The sequence below is a fragment of the Candidatus Rhabdochlamydia oedothoracis genome (assembly GCF_019453995.1).
Taxonomy (GTDB): domain Bacteria; phylum Chlamydiota; class Chlamydiia; order Chlamydiales; family Rhabdochlamydiaceae; genus Rhabdochlamydia; species Rhabdochlamydia oedothoracis.
In genome coordinates, this window is sequence record NZ_CP075587.1 from 207,557 (window position 1) to 223,017 (window position 15,461).

The window sequence follows — 15,461 nt, forward strand, 5'->3', positions numbered from 1 at the left end:
CTTGAAATAACAAAAGCGATCTTAAGTAGATTAAAAGAAGTTTTTAATGAAGTAAATGAGTTCTTTAACTGCAATTCTTTGTTGTTGCATCGAATCGCGGTCTCTAATCGTAACCGTTTCTTCTGTGTTTTCAAAAGTATCAAAATCCACTGTAATACAAAGTGGTGTTCCAATCTCATCGTTACGGCGATAGGCTTTACCTACATTCCCCGTATCTTCATATTTAATACGACCAATACCTAGTTTTTGTAGGAAATGCTTAATTTCTTTAGCTTTTGTCACAATTTTTTCATTATTGCGAGCTAAAGGAACAACAGCTACTTTAATCGGAGCTAGATGAGGTTTTAGCTTTAGAACAATACGCTTTTGTCCTTCTGGTAATAATTCTTCTGTGAAAGCCTGTGTTAGAATAGCTAATACTCCACGATCTAAACCAGCAGAGGGTTCAATCACAAAAGGGATGATGTATTCTTTGGTTTGAGGATCTTGAATGCCAAGTTTTGTATTGGAATCGCTGTTAGTTGCTACATTAGCAAATAAAGTAAATTCTTCTTTAGCTTTGGTATGGGATCCTAAATCAAAATCCGTTCGATTGGCTATTCCTTCTAATTCTTCAAACCCATGTGGAAATCTATATAAAATATCAGTAGTAGCCTTTGAATAATGCGCTAATTCTTCTTTTTTTTGTGGTTGTAATTGAAGGTTTTCTGCCTGAAGACCTTGCTTTTTCCACCAATTTAACCGATTTTCTACCCAGACTTTATGCCAGGTTTCGTCTTCCCCTGGTTTTACAAAAAACTCGAGTTCCATTTGCTCAAATTCACGCACTCTAAAAATGAAATTTTTAGGAGTAACCTCATTACGGAATGCTTTTCCAATTTGTGCAATACCAAAGGGTAGTTTTCTTGAGGTTGCATCCACTACGTGTTTGAAATTGGTAAAGATGCTCTGTGCTGTTTCTGGACGAAGATAAGCGAAGCTTGTCTCATTATCAACAGGTCCTAAATTCGTACGAAACATCAAATTAAAATTGCGCGGCTGTGTTAAGTCTTTAGATCCGCAATGATCGCATTTATGATCAACAATATGATCTGCTCTCATGCGATGTTTACACTGACGACAATCTACCATGGGATCGGTAAAGGTGTCCTCGTGACCAGAGTATTTCAGTGTTAGGCGATGGGTAATAATCGAGCAATCTAAACCCTCAATATCATCTCTTTCATAGACAATAGATTTCCACCAGGCTGATTTCAAGTGATTTTTTAGTTCAACTCCTAGAGGTCCATAATCATATATCCCTTGAAGACCTCCATAAATTTCTGAGCTTTGAAAGATAAAACCTCTTCTTTTACAAAGAGCTACAATGTCATCCATCGATATTTTGCTGTCCATTTTTTCTCCCAGATCAGTTGAGCTATGATTATAGTTACTCTAGTATTTTTGGGAAAAGAATAGCTAAGAGCCTGTTTAAAATCTTTTCAAAAGTAGAGCAATAAAAGCAAGAACCACCATATTCAGGCTTGCATGTAGTTTTCTTTCCCAATTTTTCCATAGCCTGCGACATTTTTCTATCCACGCAAAAGAACGCTCTACAACCCATCTTTTGGGAATAACTGTAAAAGTATGAAGTGTATTTCTTTTGGCTATTTCTAATATACATCCTAATATCTCCTGCACACTCTTTACAAATTTTTCTCCAGAATATTCTCCAATGGTTTTTATGTAGTGAAAATGCTTCTATACACCCATTTCTGTCAGTGATATTAGCAGTGGTAATGTGAATCGCATGAGGGAGCCCTTGGGTATCGACTGCTATATGTCTTTTTATTCCTGATATTTTTTTCCCTGCATCATATCCTTATCTTCTCCGCTGTATCAGTATTTTTAACACTTTGAGCATCAATAATTACAAAGCTTGTTTTCTCTTTCCGAGCACTGCTTTTTCTGACCTCGCCAACCAATTTTTTTTAAAACTATTTCAAGAATACTCTTAGAATTTTTATCATCTTTTTTATTCCAAAAATGGAAATAATAATAACATAATTCCCATTTAGGATATTCTATGGGTAACATACGCCACTGGCAACCACTTTTTAAAATGTACAAAATTCCACAAAAAATATCATATAGATCAACTCTTCGTGGACGTGTTTTTTTGCATGTAGACTCAAGTATTAAATGGATTTTGCTAAATTGTTTACGAGAAATATCGCTTGGATAAGAGCGGGTCATAACTACCTCCAAAGGTTTTATGAAAACTATCATTATACCTTAATGAGAAGATTTTAAACAGGCTCTAAGAATAGGGCTTTCCAAGAGTTATATGAAAATTGTATTTTACTTTATTTCTGTTAAATTTGTATCCTCTTAGGGGTGTCTATAGTGGTTCCGATTCAATCGCATAGAAAAATATAGGATTAACGACAAGTTTCAAGTCGTTGACTTGAACCCCATTAAGCTAGCCGTTTGAATTGACACTACTATATAACAAAAAGATATAAAACTAGGAATATTAGTAGTTTTTTAGAAAAAGCTATCATTACAATCATTTTTTTACTCAAATGTCCTATCTTTTTTATGAAAAATTTTTAAAAGAAAAACCTGATTAGACGCAAGAAGAACTAAATGAAAATAGTGCAACACTTACGATCAGCTTGGCAAAATGACTCTTTTTACATGCAAACAACTTCTAAAAATGCAGCTGATATCTTTGAAGCTGGAGTAGTTGGATGCATAACAGGTCGTATTACTCGGGTTATTTCCCCAAGAGATGGAGCGATTTATTCAATGGCTGATAATGCTTCTGGTATTTTTGTCAAGTTTATCGAAAACAAGTTTTTAAAAGAGCCTCTTATGTCTGATAAAGATCTAGAAAAAAACTTAAGAGTTCTTGTAGGAATGTATTTAACGAACTATTTTAGGATAAGCATCTGTTCTTTAATAAGAGTGAGGGGTTTAGAAATTTTTGATTTTAATTTTGGTTTTAATAAAGCTAACATAAGATTTATCTGTGTAAAATTTGCTGTAAATGTAGTAATCAAAAATACACTAGACCTCTTGCATAACCTGAACTTTAAAGCTCGCAATTTGTAATTATTATTTCCATCTTTGGAATAAAAAAGAGGATAAAAATTCTAAGACTATTCTTAAAATAGTTTTTAAAAAAATGGGTTGGCGAAGTCAGAAAAAGCAGTGGTTGGAAAGAGAAAACAAGCTTTGTAATTATTGATGCTCAAATTGTTAAAAATGTAGAAATAGCCAAAAGAAATGCACTTCATACTTTTACAGTCATTCCTAGAAGATGGGTTGTAGAGCGTTCTTTTGCATGGATAGAAAAATGTCGCAGGCTATGGAAAAATTGCGAAAGAAAACTATGTACAATCCTGAATATGGTGGTTCTCGCTTTTATTGCTCTACTTTTGAAAAGATTTTAAACGGGATCTTAGTAAAAATCTGTTGAATTATCTTTTCTGCATAAAGAGGTGCTGAAATTTGTGAGAGGTAAAAGGCAAGGATTAACATGCGTTTCAAGAGCGATCTCCTAGGATTTTTAAACAAGAGCATGGCAAGAATGAAAAAAAAGTATAAAAAAAGGTTCTCTTAAAGAGCTCATTTAAAATAAAACGCTCTTGCTGAAAATCAAGTAAATCGGGATGATGTATCCCCTATGCACTGGTAGCTCAGCTGGATAGAGCACCCGGCTACGAACCGGGAGGTCGGAGGTTCGAATCCTCTCTGGTGCATTTTTTTCTATAGAGAGCTATCTATGATCGTAAAAAGATTTTCAACCGGGCCAATAGATACGAATAGCTATTTGCTTAGCTGCCCATCTTTTAAGTCAGCTGTTGTAATTGATGTAGGACAGGATAGTGCTACAGAGCTTAGCTCTTATGCAGAAGAGCACCAATTAACACTGGAAAAAATTCTTCTTACTCATTCTCATTGGGATCATATTGCAGACGTTGTTTGCCTAAAAAATCATTTGGATATACCGGTTTATATACACCAAGATGATGAAACTAATGTCATAAATCCTGGTTCTGATGGGCTTCCTCTCTTTATTCCTATTCAAGGAGTAAAAGTAGATCATCATCTAAAAGATGGTGAAGTGGTTAATGTAGGAGATCTGCACATTCAAGTCATTCATACTCCAGGCCACACTCCGGGAGGTGTATGTTTTTATCTGGAGAAACAGAAAATCCTCTTTTCAGGAGATACCCTATTTCAAGGAGCTATTGGTCGAATGGATTTGCCAACAGCATGCCCTACCCTTACAATGATAGAATCTTTAAAAAAATTAGGAGCTCTTCCACAAGAGACTATTGTCTATCCAGGGCATGGGGATAAAACTACAATTAAGCAAGAACTTTCAAACATTCATGCAATGGAAAAACTTTTACACAAGAGGACGTTATGAGTCGTTTACTGATTGGAAAAAAAGCCCCTTCTTTTAGGGCAAAGGCTGCACAAGGGGATAAAATAATAGATGGGTTTTCTTTAGATGATTTTTTAGGGCAATATGTTGTGCTTTTCTTCTACCCTTTAGATTTCACTTTTGTTTGTCCAACAGAGGTGCACGCTTTTCAAGAAGCCCTTCAACAATTTAAGCAAAGAAATGCTCAAGTAATTGGTTGCTCGGTGGATAGTGGATTTTCTCATCTAGCTTGGCTTTCTACTCCTAAAGCTAAAGGTGGTATTGAAGGGATAGAATATCCGATTATTTCTGATCTGAATAAGAAAATAGCTAATGATTATGGCGTATTGCATGAAGAAGAAGGAATTGCTTATCGAGGTTTGTTCTTAATTGATCGTCAAGGAATGATACGTCATCTTTTAATCAATGATTTCCCCATTGGACGTTCTGTAGAAGAGGTTTTGCGTATTTTAGATGCATTAATCTGCTTTGAAATGCATGGAGAGGTTTGCCCTGCTAATTGGAGCGTGGGTAAAAAAACCATGCAACCGGATGCAGTGGGATTGGTTCATTATTTTAGCTAAGCGTGGCTGGTTAAGAAGTCATAGAGATCTTTTTGAGAAGTAACGAAGATGCTTTGGTATAAAAAACAAATGGCAATGGTGCGTTTGATAATATCTTCATCTCCTACTCCAGGCATGCAAATAGCTGATAGCTTAGGGAATGCTTTTAGATTTTTAAGCATTTTTAGCCCTTGTTTATAATCCGGCAAGCTAAAACCTTCTTCTTTTACTCTAAAATAGATTAACAACCTATTGTAGAGTAGCATCTGAATGCCACATGGTAATCCTTCGCTTCCCTTAGGAGGATTGCCAAATTTTTCTGCTAGTTGATAGGCAGATTTACAGAACTTAGGAGTGCAAAACTCTCCTTTTTCTGCTTCTCCAAATAAAAAAACCGTATGGCGCATCTCTTCCTCCTTTGAAAGGGACTTATTTGTTTCTTTATATTTTTTCAAAAAAAAATTCAATATAAGTAAAGTTGTTGTAGGAAATTCTTTGTATAATTAAAACTAATGTTTTAATTTATGGAGGTGGCTAGATGCTGAGAATTTTCCTTTTGTCTCTGATTATCAGTCATATGGGATTTATCTTTGTGCAATCTAAAGAGCAAATAGAGGAAAATTTTTTTGATACTGTTCATCAATTAATTGATCAAGATGATTTTTTTCAAGCCAAAGCAGTACTTATTCAGGAAATTTCTCAGAATCTTTTTCTTGCCAAAAGATTTGATTATGAAAACTATCAAAACGTTAAAAGCCAAGTCTTTAAAAGATTAACAGGAGAATATGAGAATATTCCTTTAGTTTTTTGCCAGCTGTTTGAAAATATTAGTTGGAAAGATATGCAAAAAGAGTTAACCGCTTATCAAGAAAAAATACAAAGACAAATGCAAGCTTTTTTTGTTTCTGTATCTACGCAGGATTCTTTTTATCAACTTCCTTTATTAGAAGAGGATAAAAAAAATATCAGCATCATTATTAAAACAATGGCAGAAAAAGGATTGCTAAAATTACTGCTTCTGCAAAACGATTTAGAAAAAAAAGGAGATCAAGTGAATTATATTCATCCTTTGCGCTTTATTGGATATATCTTTTCCAATGAAGAACTAAAAAATTGTATGCGTCAAATTAAGACCAGTAGATTTAAATGGAATGAATTTATTAAAGGGTTTTCTCATCGTATGGATGAAGAATACGCTGTAGATAACCTCATACGCTTTATACCAGAATTTGTAGAGCAGGTATATCCACAACACCCTGAACGCATTGAGGTTTTTATTAAGAAAAAATCTTGGGAAGAGTTTGTTACTGATTTATTAAATTAAAGATAATCCATGAAAGAAAAATCGATTAACTATTGGTTTTTTGGCTTCTATTTTTTATGGATAAGTACATTACATATTGTTCATTTGTTGCTAAAGTCCAATGTAGTCATATGGTATGTTGATGCAATAGGACAATGTGCTCTTGAAACTATTTTATTAATGATATTAGCTAAACTTCTCAGTTTATATATTCCTTTTGCTGTCAACATAGTTGGATTGAGCCTCTTTTTAATCTTAGCTTATATCATTGATTTTCCTCTTATTCGACTAATGGATATTTCATTTTGGTTTGCTTTAAATTTTATGCTGCAAGAAGGATGGGACAATATTTTAGAGTTGCTGTATGCAAGCAATATTTCTTTAACCAATTGGGTCCTTTTAGTTTTTGGCTCGGTCATTATCTTAATTTCGAGTGTATTGTGTTTTAAAAAAACACAATACTGGAGTGACAAAATTCCTCTTTATCTTTCCTTTCATTCTCTGATTGTATTATTAGGTGGTAGTTTTCTTTTACTATGTGGTTGGGATTTAATAACGCTAGATAGGAAAATGCTTGATAATATACAGGCATATCAAAAAATCCTGCCTTGGAAAACCACTTTTTTTGTGAAAGAAAAGGAGTATTTAGAAGTAGATCAACCTATTCTAGCTCTGCAAGAACATAACTTATTAGAGATTGAGAAATTGCATTTAAATGCAAAACCAGATATTTATTTATTTATAGTAGAATCTTTAAGAGAAGATTTTATTAATCATGAAATAGCTCCTTATTTAAACTCTTTTAAAGAACAGGCGCTCTCTTTTCAATTAGCTCTTGCTAATGCAAATGCAACACATCTTTCCTGGTTTTCACTTTTTTATTCTCAATTGCCATTTCATTGGAATTCTTTATTATTAAAGCAAAAAGCCATGGGAAGTCCTTTTTTACAAATATTGAAGACAAGTGGATATCGCATCCATGTATACGCCTCCTCACGCCTTGGTTATTACGGAATGGGAGAGAGTTTATTTGGTCGTAATCGAGAGCTTATTGATAAAATGGTTACGCAAGATTCTGTAGCAGTACCTACTTATTTAAAAGACCAAGCTGTTGTCAATTGTTTAATAGAGGATATGCAACAGAATAAAGGTGGGCGGGTATTTATTACTTTTTTAGATTCTACGCATTTAGACTACAGCTGGCCTATTGAGAAAAAATCTGTTTTTGAACCAGTGGATCAAACCCTTAACTATCTAAAAGCTCTCTCTAATAATAAAAACTATTTAGAAAAAATTAAGAATCGTTATCGAAATGCGCTGCATTTTGTGGATACCTTATTTGGGAAATTTTTCGTAGCTCTTGAATCGGATGAAGATGCTTTGGTAGTAATTACAGGAGATCATGGAGAAGAGTTTTATGAACAAGGACATCTTTTTCATGCTTCTCATTTAAGTTATCCACAGCTTCATATTCCTCTTTATTATCGTTTAGGGAACGATCCTAAATGGAGTGGATGCACTTTAGATCGACTTAGTTCGCATATGGATATTTTCCCTACTCTATTTCACTATTTATTGAAAAAACCATTTATAGGAAATTATGAAGGACAATCTGTTTTAGAAGAGAGTCATTGGCCTTATGCGGTAATCACCCGGTTCAATGCTTGTTTTTCCCCGACAGAATTTTGCATTCACGATAAAGAATATAAAGCGATTTTTCGTGCAGAAAAGGATGTTTTTAGTTGTAAAAGATTACAACTCATAGATGTAAAAACATGGCATGATGATCTATTAGCTAACAAAGAACAAATCCTAGAAGAGCGATTCAAACCAGCTCTTAAAAAGGTATTTCCTTCTCATGAGTAATGTAAGAACTTGGAGCCTATCAAAACTAGATTCACTACTTGGAACCTGTTTCCCTTACCAGAGATGCTCTTATGAAACACAAGAGGAAATCAAAACCTATAGAAGTCCTTTAAGTTTACAAAAGTTTGCAAAAGAGCATGGATATTTCTCACATGCACCTCTGCTCTCTTTCGTATCTAGTAGTCAAGGGGACTTAAAAGTTGTGCAAGGAGCATTAGAAAACACTGTAGAGGTAGATAATAACTGGCTAGATTTTTGTGTAACGGAGCTTCTTTGCAAAGCATTAGCCTATCGCGATATTGCTTTAAGCCATGAGATAAAAATTCCTGTTCGTAATTTACAAAATCAAATCTTTTTAGAGACATTTGTTCTAGATCGAATTTTTAATCTTTGGCAACAGATGCCAGCTTTTGGTTGGATTCCAAAAAATTCTCACATTTCTTCTTTGTTAATTTTTCGAGGAACGGATTGTAGTCTAACTACTAAGAGAAGCTTAGCTTCTCTTTTTAGCGATTTAGATTTTTCTGGTCCTGGGTTTAGCGTATTTAGGAAAGCGAAATTACAGATCCAAGAATGGTTAGCCCAAGTTCATCAAAAAAAAAAGACTGCGCGTGTACTGGGCTGTAGTTTAGGAGGAGCTCTAGCTGGGCATACCTTTATCGAATATTACGATCTATTAAGCAAAGAATCCTCTGTTGCTTTTCATCCTCCAGGAGTATTTAAACAGGAAAAAAAAAACTGGAATCAGCTTGAAAAAGAAATTAAACAGCGGTTTATTACTTATGTTGCACAAGGAGATTCTGTCTCCAAAGTAGGCTCTCTCATTGGAAATAGATATGTATTATCCATAGATGCAGAACTAAAGCCTTTAGTTGCGCATACTCTATTATTTGCAGGACAGCCGCTACTTATTTGCCAAAATGCGCGTGAGCTTTAAGTTCATGTTCAATTTCCAGTAGACGATTGTATTTAGCAACCCTATCTGTACGGCAAGGTGCTCCTGTTTTAATCTGTCCTGTTGAAAAAGCCACGCTTAAATCAGCAATTGTTGTATCTTCTGTTTCTCCTGAGCGATGAGAAATAACGGTTTTATATCGATTCTTTTTTGCTAGATCTATAGTTCCAAGAGTTTCTGATAGAGTTCCAACTTGATTGAGTTTAATTAAAATAGAATTAGCCACTCCTTGATCAATCCCTCTTTGTAGAAATTTTGGATTGGTTACAAAGATATCATCTCCGACTATTTGGATTTTTTTCCCTAATGTAGTTGTTAATTTATGCCAACCTTTCCAGTCATTTTGATCGAGAGGGTCTTCAATGCTATCAATAGGGTATTTTTCGCATAATTCACTAAGGTAGGTGATAAGCTCTTCTGTTGAACGTGTGCTAAAAGGCATACCAGCTGCTTGTTTTTTTCTTTCTATATAAGATTTGCTGCAACTGTCATAAAATTCAGAAGCGGCACAGTCCATGGCAATGGTTATTTGGCTACCTGGTTCATAGCCCGCTTGCTTAATGGCCCTTAAGATATAATCGAGAGCTATCTCATTGGATTCTAATCTAGGAGCAAATCCTCCTTCATCTCCAACCGATGTAGAATATCCTTTGCTTTTTAAAAGCGATTTTAGTATGTGATAGATTTCTACACCCCAGCGCAATGCTTCACGAAAACTAGGTGCTCCGACAGGGCGAATCATAAACTCCTGAAAATCGAGTAGACTATCTGCATGAGCTCCTCCATTGATAATATTCATCATAGGGCGGGGCATTATATAATTGGTTTGAGGGTGTAAGTACTTATAAAGAGGTATCTTTTTAGAGCAGGCAGCAGCTTTAGCTACTGCAAGAGAAACTCCTAGAATAGCGTTAGCTCCATAGCGTGATTTATCTTCTTTTCCATCTGCTTGAATCATTAACTGATCGATTTTATTTTGTGCAAAAAGGGATTCTCCTCTTAAAAGTTTAGCAAGAGGATTGATCACGTTTTCTACAGCCTGCAGAACACCTTTACCTTGATAGCGCTTAGGGTCTTTGTCTCTTAGTTCAACAGCTTCGTGCTCACCGGTGGATGCTCCGGAGGGAACAATGGCTTTACCTTGGCTACCATCTGTAGCAAAAACAGAAACCTCAATTGTGGGATTGCCGCGAGAGTCGAGTACTTCTAAAGCATCAATAGATTCGATATTACTCATATAAAATGCCTAATGGTTAACGATTTTGATGTTTTTTAAATAGAGAAGACATTAAAGCGCAATAAGAGGCAAAGCGCAAGTTCGAAATTTTTCCTATCTCTACTGCTTTTTTTACTGCACAATTAGGTTCTTCTTGATGGGTGCAATTGGGAAATTGACATTCTGAGGAAATGGTAAAGATTTCAGAAAAGTAAGAAGATAGTGTTTTTTTATCTACATCCCAGATTCCAAAACTCTGAATACCAGGGGTATCAATACAATATCCCCCTCCTTCTAAGGGGATCATGCGAGCTTGTGTTGTCGTATGTGAGCCTTTGCCTGTGCGTTTTACCACTTTCCTTGTTGCAAAGCAAAGGCCTGTAGCCAAATTAATCAAAGAGGATTTACCTACTCCAGATTGTCCAGAAAATACCGATGTTTTATTGTGCATTTGTGTTTTTAATGCATCGATGCCTTCTTGAGTGGTAACACTCATAGGAATTACGATGAAATGAAGCGATTTATAGGTATGAACAAACTCTTCATATAATCTCTTTTCCTCTTCAATAGCTTCCCAAGAAAGTCTATTAGGAGGATTATCTAATAAATCTACTTTATTGATGAGAATAATCGGACGAATATTTCCTTTTTGTGCGGCTATAATATAGCGATCGATAAGTAGAGGTTTTAATCTAGGACTACAAACAGAAGCTGTAATAAAAACTTGGTCTACATTGGTGGCAATCAATTGTTGCTTATTGCGAGAGAGGTTATCTGCTCTAGACAGAATAGAGCTACGGGGGATTATTTGAGTAATCACAGCATGAGTTTCATCGATGATTTGCATAGATACAAGATCTCCAACCGCTATGAGGTTTTTCATAAGGTCACGCTCTTGTTTAAGAGCGCCTTTTAAAGAACAAAGGTAGGAATATTCATTTGCAAAAACCGTAATTCCATCTGCTGCAATAGTGAGAACTCTACCTTGTATATCTGTTGCATTAATAAGCTTTTTACTTTGTTTGAGCAGTTGGTCCTGATTGCTTTTTTTAAATTTAGATCGGTCTTTTTTTTCTGCGGTTTTTCTTTGTTTGCGCGAAGCCTTTCTATCTGCATTCCAATATTGCTCCTCCCAATGGAGAAAGTGATCTTGCTTACTCATTCTTGGCCCTGTACAGATACATGAAAATAGCTCCAGCAATTGCCACGTTCAGAGATTCAACGGGTTTTTTAACGGGGATGGCTATTTTTTTAGCGTGTTGCATGATAAAAGGACTCAGTCCGTGGGATTCATTTCCCAAAGCTAAAGCGATGGGTTTTTCTGGTAAGTTTTTTTGGATTTTATCCCCTTTAGCATCAGCTGCATAGATAGAAAACCCCCCTTTTTGTAGTAGGCTCTGTAGATTGATAAGGTCTCCTTGAGTTAGGTTTAAAAAAAAAGTTGCGCCCTTAGCAGCACGCAGTGCTTTATCATTATATAAATCTACGCATCCCTCTAATAAAAATACATCCCAATCAAATGCTAAAGCGGTGCGTAAAAGAGTTCCTAGGTTCCCAGGATCTACCACTCTATCCAAGATCAGTAAGCGCTTACTAGACTTTACATCTTGAAAGGTAGGCATATAGATCTCAGCTGCAATGGGCTCAGGAGCTTCAAGACCTGTAATTTTTTCTAGGATAGCTAAAGAAGTGGTATGGATTTGTTGTGCTTTATAGGAAAAAAGAGGTCGGTATGTTTTTTCGATCAGAATATTTTTAAAAAAAAATTTTTGAGATAATTCGCGAATCAACTTTATTCCACTGATTAAGACCGTTTTTTGTTCATAGCGATATGCGCGATTTCGTCGCAATTTAACTAAGTGTTTGATAAGAGGATGTTGTAGACTGGAAAGGTAGCTCATGAGAATATTTGTTTCGAACAAGCCCATTTTGTCAGAAAATAGATTGCCCAGCAATAGCAATTGTATTTATTCTTAAACTTTTTACAAAAAAGAGGTTCTCTTTGTGGATGTAATGCTCTTAAAAAAAACATACGGCGCTTAAAAGTTCTGTTTTTTACTTTAAGATACCCTCCTTTAGCTAAAGAAGGATTAAAGAATGTTTTAGATGTTTCCTATTATAAAGGGATGCTCAAAAAAAGTAAGATTGAAAATACAAGTTTAGATCAGATCATTAATTTATGTAACGAGATCCGGTTGTTAAATTTTGATGTAAGGTGTGGAAATATATCTCATTTTGAGCTCTTAACCATGTTTAGTCCCAAAGTGGGATGGAGTGGATTAATTCTAAAACCTTTTGGTTTTTTTTGCCAACTTTTGATGATATACATGCCATAATTGCACACAAAAAATGGGTTGCTCCTTAGACGGAGTAGGTTAAACTCTCCAATATAAACAAGATTTTTTTAAATCTCAAAACCGCTCGTTAAAGAGCAAAAAAATGAGGAGTAACCCATGAAGCATTATATTGGATTAGATGTATCGATTAAGTTCATGATGCAACAAGTTGCTCTGCCATTCTCTTAATTTTTCCGCAGCTCTGTTTCTTGCTGCTTGTAAAGCCGATTGGTAGTTTTCTCTATCAAATGTGCCGGTCTCTGCATGCTGTATGTCTATTTGGGTTTGTTCTAGATTATTAAGTATATAGCCCTTGGGTTCTTTAATAATGCGATAAGAGTTGACTATTGTTGAAGCAGCTAAACCCGCAGTTGCTTGCAAAAATTGTATAGGAACTCTCTTTAGCATAGCTTTTCCGAGTGGACGATCAGAGGAATAAATGAGCCCAAGGCCCCGAATGGTCAATTCTCCCACAGCAAAGACTCGCAAGATGAAAAATGTAGTATTGGATACTCCTAAAGCAAGAAACGCTGGAGGACGAAGTCTTTGTCCAGGTTCTGTTATTTCATTTATATAATTGAATATTTGATGCTGAATGTGATAATCTAATCTTTCTGAATGAGAGATGGATGTAGGATTATTTCTTATTTGATAATCTGGGGCCGTAGATTCTCTCCTACTTTTTACTTTCTTTGCCCTACCAAAGGCTTCTTGAGATTCCCGTTGATGATCTTCATTGTCAATGGTTCCTCGTTCTGCATGGTCAAGATCTACTTTAGTATATTCTTTCCCATATAATATATGAAACTTGGGGTTTGAATCAAAAGCTATGACAAAAGGTCCAATTATTAAGTTTAGCACATCCAAAGGTATTCCTAAGGTCTTTATAGATGCTTTTTTCAGCATAGCTTTTCCGAGTTGACGATCGGAAGAACCGATAAGCCCAAGTCCGCGAATAGTTAATTCTCCTATAGAAAAAACCTGCAGCATGAAAGAAATTAAGCTAGAGGTTTCTATAGAAAAAAAGGCTGCAGAACGAAACGATTGCGTATGTTCTATCATTTTTTCTGTATAATTAAATATTTGATTACGAATCCGGTAATCCAGATGTTCTGAATGAGAGATAGGTGCAGACATAGTATAACCCTTTTTGTGTTAAATGGTTTGTTGAACGGGGAAGGCTTTATAGCTTGCTGGATCCTTAGTATAAAGTCTTGCTATTGCTGCTATAAAGTCAGCCGAGCTTGAGCCTGGATCAATATCTAATTTTTTGGCATGATCTTTAGTAAAGGTATAGCAATTATCACCTGGTAACTCAAAAAAGGCGACCCATTTCTTTTTTGTATAAGTGATATTGGGAAGTAATGCATTTTTCCCTCGTATATTAAACTGGCGAGGGGTTTCCTTTAACACTTCCTTTCCAATATCTCGTATTATCTCTTGGACCTTATCACTAGTTCTCATCCAAATCTCGGTTCTTTTTTCGTATTCTAACTGACTCAAAGAAAGAAGATGAGCCTCTACAGGAGGATTGAACTCTGCTAGATAAATAAATTTTTCTCCAACGTCTATCTCTGTACTAGTACTTAGACAGGCCTCTCTATTAAAAAAGCCATCATTAATCCCTTCTATCACAATTGCAGCATGACTCCTAGAAACCCCTTCAGTTGTAATAACTGTTACAGCCCAAGTAAATTTACTAACACGCACTCTAGGATCAATTACAATGGGTTCACTAATTGGTTCAATTTCAATAAACAAAGGTCTTTCTACAGAAACAAGAGAAGCTCTTTCTTCCAGAGATTTTTGCTTTTTATGCAGAAAATCTGGAAGAGAATAAGGAAAGAAACGAGAAGTAACTGTCTGAGCACTCCTAAGGACTATACCTGTGCTAACTCCAGCAATCACCGTTCCTGTTAAAAACCCTAAATAGGCTCCAGCCATGGTTCCCAAAATACCATTGCCACAAAACTTGCTTACCGAATTAGCTGTAGCAACAATTACTTTTTTCGATAAATACATCGCACCAGAAGCAACTGAATACACTATTTTTTCGTTTTTGATAAGGAATGATTCTTGATCGAGCCTATCAGAAGAAGCTTCTATTGCTAGATTATTTTTTTCTACAGCTAATTCTTTTTGGAAAAGTTCAGAATTAATAACCCTTACTTTAAAATCTCTTATTAAACAAAGTATGTGTTGTGGGTTATTAAAAGCTTCTTTTTTTATTTTATTAACGAGAGCAACCGTTCCGGGATGACATCGTGAAGAAGGAACTGTGACTTCTTGCAAAGAAGTATCTTTTTTTGAGAAGTTTCTGAATACATTCCAAACTAAGTCTTCCGTTCCACGATTCAGGATAAGCTCTGTAGTGGGATCGTATTCCCATGACTGGTAGTTAGAAAATGATTTTATGAAATCATTTTCAGGTGTATGGATTGCTTCTTCAGCCTTATCAAATTCTCTACTAGGGATTCTCCAAGTGTGGTAGGTGTTATAAAATCTTGCAGCACCATTCTCTTCCACCATAACCTTGCATGTCTTGAGGTAAGAGATCTCCTGCTCTAGATCCTCTTCTTCTGGAAGGTCAATATCATTGCAGTAGATCTCTTTTTTATTTCCATCAATTGTTTTATACTTTAAAGAGTTATGCTCTTTAATTAAATAGACCACGCACTCATTTACATTCCACTGATGAATCGTTTTTTGAGAAACGATTCTTTCTGGATCTTCTGCCCTAACAAGAGGCAGCAAAGGCTGTTGATAGAAATCAGAAAGTTGATTTAAAGAAGTAATGCTCATAAG

General features: G+C 35.4%; 14 protein-coding genes, 1 tRNA gene and 1 pseudogene. 8 read left to right on the forward strand and 8 right to left on the reverse strand.

Annotated elements, in window-relative coordinates:
- Positions 1-30: 30 nt before the first annotated feature.
- Entirely contained in the window at positions 31-1,377 is a 1,347-nt protein-coding gene (locus tag RHABOEDO_RS01040; RefSeq protein ID WP_245397532.1) for a glycine--tRNA ligase, read from the reverse strand.
- A gap of 93 nt (positions 1,378-1,470) precedes the next feature.
- Positions 1,471-2,235, reverse strand: a pseudogene (locus RHABOEDO_RS01045) (IS5 family transposase).
- A 444-nt stretch (positions 2,236-2,679) separates the two neighbouring features.
- On the opposite strand from RHABOEDO_RS01045, the gene RHABOEDO_RS01050 reads away from it, so the two are divergent.
- The 5 genes from RHABOEDO_RS01050 to RHABOEDO_RS01070 all read left to right on the forward strand — a co-directional run bounded on the left by RHABOEDO_RS01050 (position 2,680) and on the right by RHABOEDO_RS01070 (position 5,001).
- Entirely contained in the window at positions 2,680-3,096 is a 417-nt protein-coding gene (locus tag RHABOEDO_RS01050) for a hypothetical protein (RefSeq protein WP_220017665.1), read from the forward strand.
- A 128-nt stretch (positions 3,097-3,224) separates the two neighbouring features.
- The gene (locus RHABOEDO_RS01055) at positions 3,225-3,437 is read left to right on the forward strand and encodes a transposase (protein ID WP_434062190.1); all 213 of its coding nucleotides are present in this window, start codon (positions 3,225-3,227) and stop codon (positions 3,435-3,437) included.
- Positions 3,438-3,672: 235 nt separating this feature from the next.
- Positions 3,673-3,746: transfer RNA gene (locus tag RHABOEDO_RS01060), tRNA-Arg, on the forward strand.
- 23 nt (positions 3,747-3,769) lie between these two features.
- Positions 3,770-4,420 carry an MBL fold metallo-hydrolase gene (locus tag RHABOEDO_RS01065; protein WP_215216359.1) on the forward strand — a complete coding sequence of 217 codons (651 nt, stop codon included), beginning with the start codon at positions 3,770-3,772 and terminating at the stop codon, positions 4,418-4,420.
- Positions 4,417-5,001 carry a peroxiredoxin gene (locus RHABOEDO_RS01070; protein ID WP_215216360.1) on the forward strand — a complete coding sequence of 195 codons (585 nt, stop codon included), beginning with the start codon at positions 4,417-4,419 and terminating at the stop codon, positions 4,999-5,001. Before RHABOEDO_RS01065 ends, RHABOEDO_RS01070 begins: the two co-directional genes overlap by 4 nt.
- On the opposite strand, the gene RHABOEDO_RS01075 is transcribed toward RHABOEDO_RS01070, so the two are convergent.
- Positions 4,998-5,435: a hypothetical protein gene (locus RHABOEDO_RS01075; RefSeq protein ID WP_245397533.1), complete on the reverse strand. Its 438-nt coding sequence runs from the start codon at positions 5,433-5,435 to the stop codon at positions 4,998-5,000. The two genes, RHABOEDO_RS01070 and RHABOEDO_RS01075, sit on opposite strands and share 4 nt — an antisense overlap.
- Positions 5,436-5,518: 83 nt before the next feature.
- Here RHABOEDO_RS01075 and RHABOEDO_RS01080 point away from each other — a divergent pair, with 83 nt between their 5' ends.
- From RHABOEDO_RS01080 to RHABOEDO_RS01090, 3 genes are read left to right on the forward strand one after another with little or no spacing between them, the layout of a single operon-like run.
- Complete coding sequence (locus tag RHABOEDO_RS01080) at positions 5,519-6,304, forward strand: DUF8085 domain-containing protein (RefSeq protein WP_215216362.1); 786 nt, start codon at positions 5,519-5,521, stop codon at positions 6,302-6,304.
- A 9-nt stretch (positions 6,305-6,313) separates the two neighbouring features.
- Positions 6,314-8,149 (forward strand): sulfatase-like hydrolase/transferase, encoded by a 1,836-nt coding sequence (locus tag RHABOEDO_RS01085; protein ID WP_215216363.1) that lies wholly within the window; start codon positions 6,314-6,316, stop codon positions 8,147-8,149.
- On the forward strand, positions 8,142-9,086 hold the full coding sequence (locus RHABOEDO_RS01090; protein WP_215216364.1) for a hypothetical protein: 945 nt from the start codon (positions 8,142-8,144) through the stop codon (positions 9,084-9,086). The genes RHABOEDO_RS01085 and RHABOEDO_RS01090 overlap by 8 nt, the downstream gene beginning before the upstream one ends.
- Here RHABOEDO_RS01090 and eno read toward each other — a convergent pair.
- The 5 genes from eno to RHABOEDO_RS01115 form a co-directional block, all read right to left on the reverse strand.
- Entirely contained in the window at positions 9,058-10,341 is a 1,284-nt protein-coding gene (gene eno, locus RHABOEDO_RS01095; protein WP_215216365.1) for a phosphopyruvate hydratase, read from the reverse strand. The genes RHABOEDO_RS01090 and eno overlap by 29 nt on opposite strands.
- A 16-nt stretch (positions 10,342-10,357) precedes the next feature.
- The gene (rsgA, locus tag RHABOEDO_RS01100; RefSeq protein ID WP_215216366.1) at positions 10,358-11,482 is read right to left on the reverse strand and encodes a ribosome small subunit-dependent GTPase A; all 1,125 of its coding nucleotides are present in this window, start codon (positions 11,480-11,482) and stop codon (positions 10,358-10,360) included.
- On the reverse strand, positions 11,475-12,221 hold the full coding sequence (locus RHABOEDO_RS01105) for a TrmH family RNA methyltransferase (RefSeq protein WP_220017666.1): 747 nt from the start codon (positions 12,219-12,221) through the stop codon (positions 11,475-11,477). Before RHABOEDO_RS01105 ends, rsgA begins: the two co-directional genes overlap by 8 nt.
- Positions 12,222-12,791: 570 nt before the next feature.
- A complete protein-coding gene (locus RHABOEDO_RS01110; protein WP_215216369.1) occupies positions 12,792-13,793 on the reverse strand; it encodes a hypothetical protein in 1,002 nt (333 codons plus the stop codon).
- Between the two features lie 18 nt (positions 13,794-13,811).
- Positions 13,812-15,458 carry a hypothetical protein gene (locus tag RHABOEDO_RS01115; RefSeq protein WP_215216370.1) on the reverse strand — a complete coding sequence of 549 codons (1,647 nt, stop codon included), beginning with the start codon at positions 15,456-15,458 and terminating at the stop codon, positions 13,812-13,814.
- Positions 15,459-15,461: the final 3 nt, after the last annotated feature.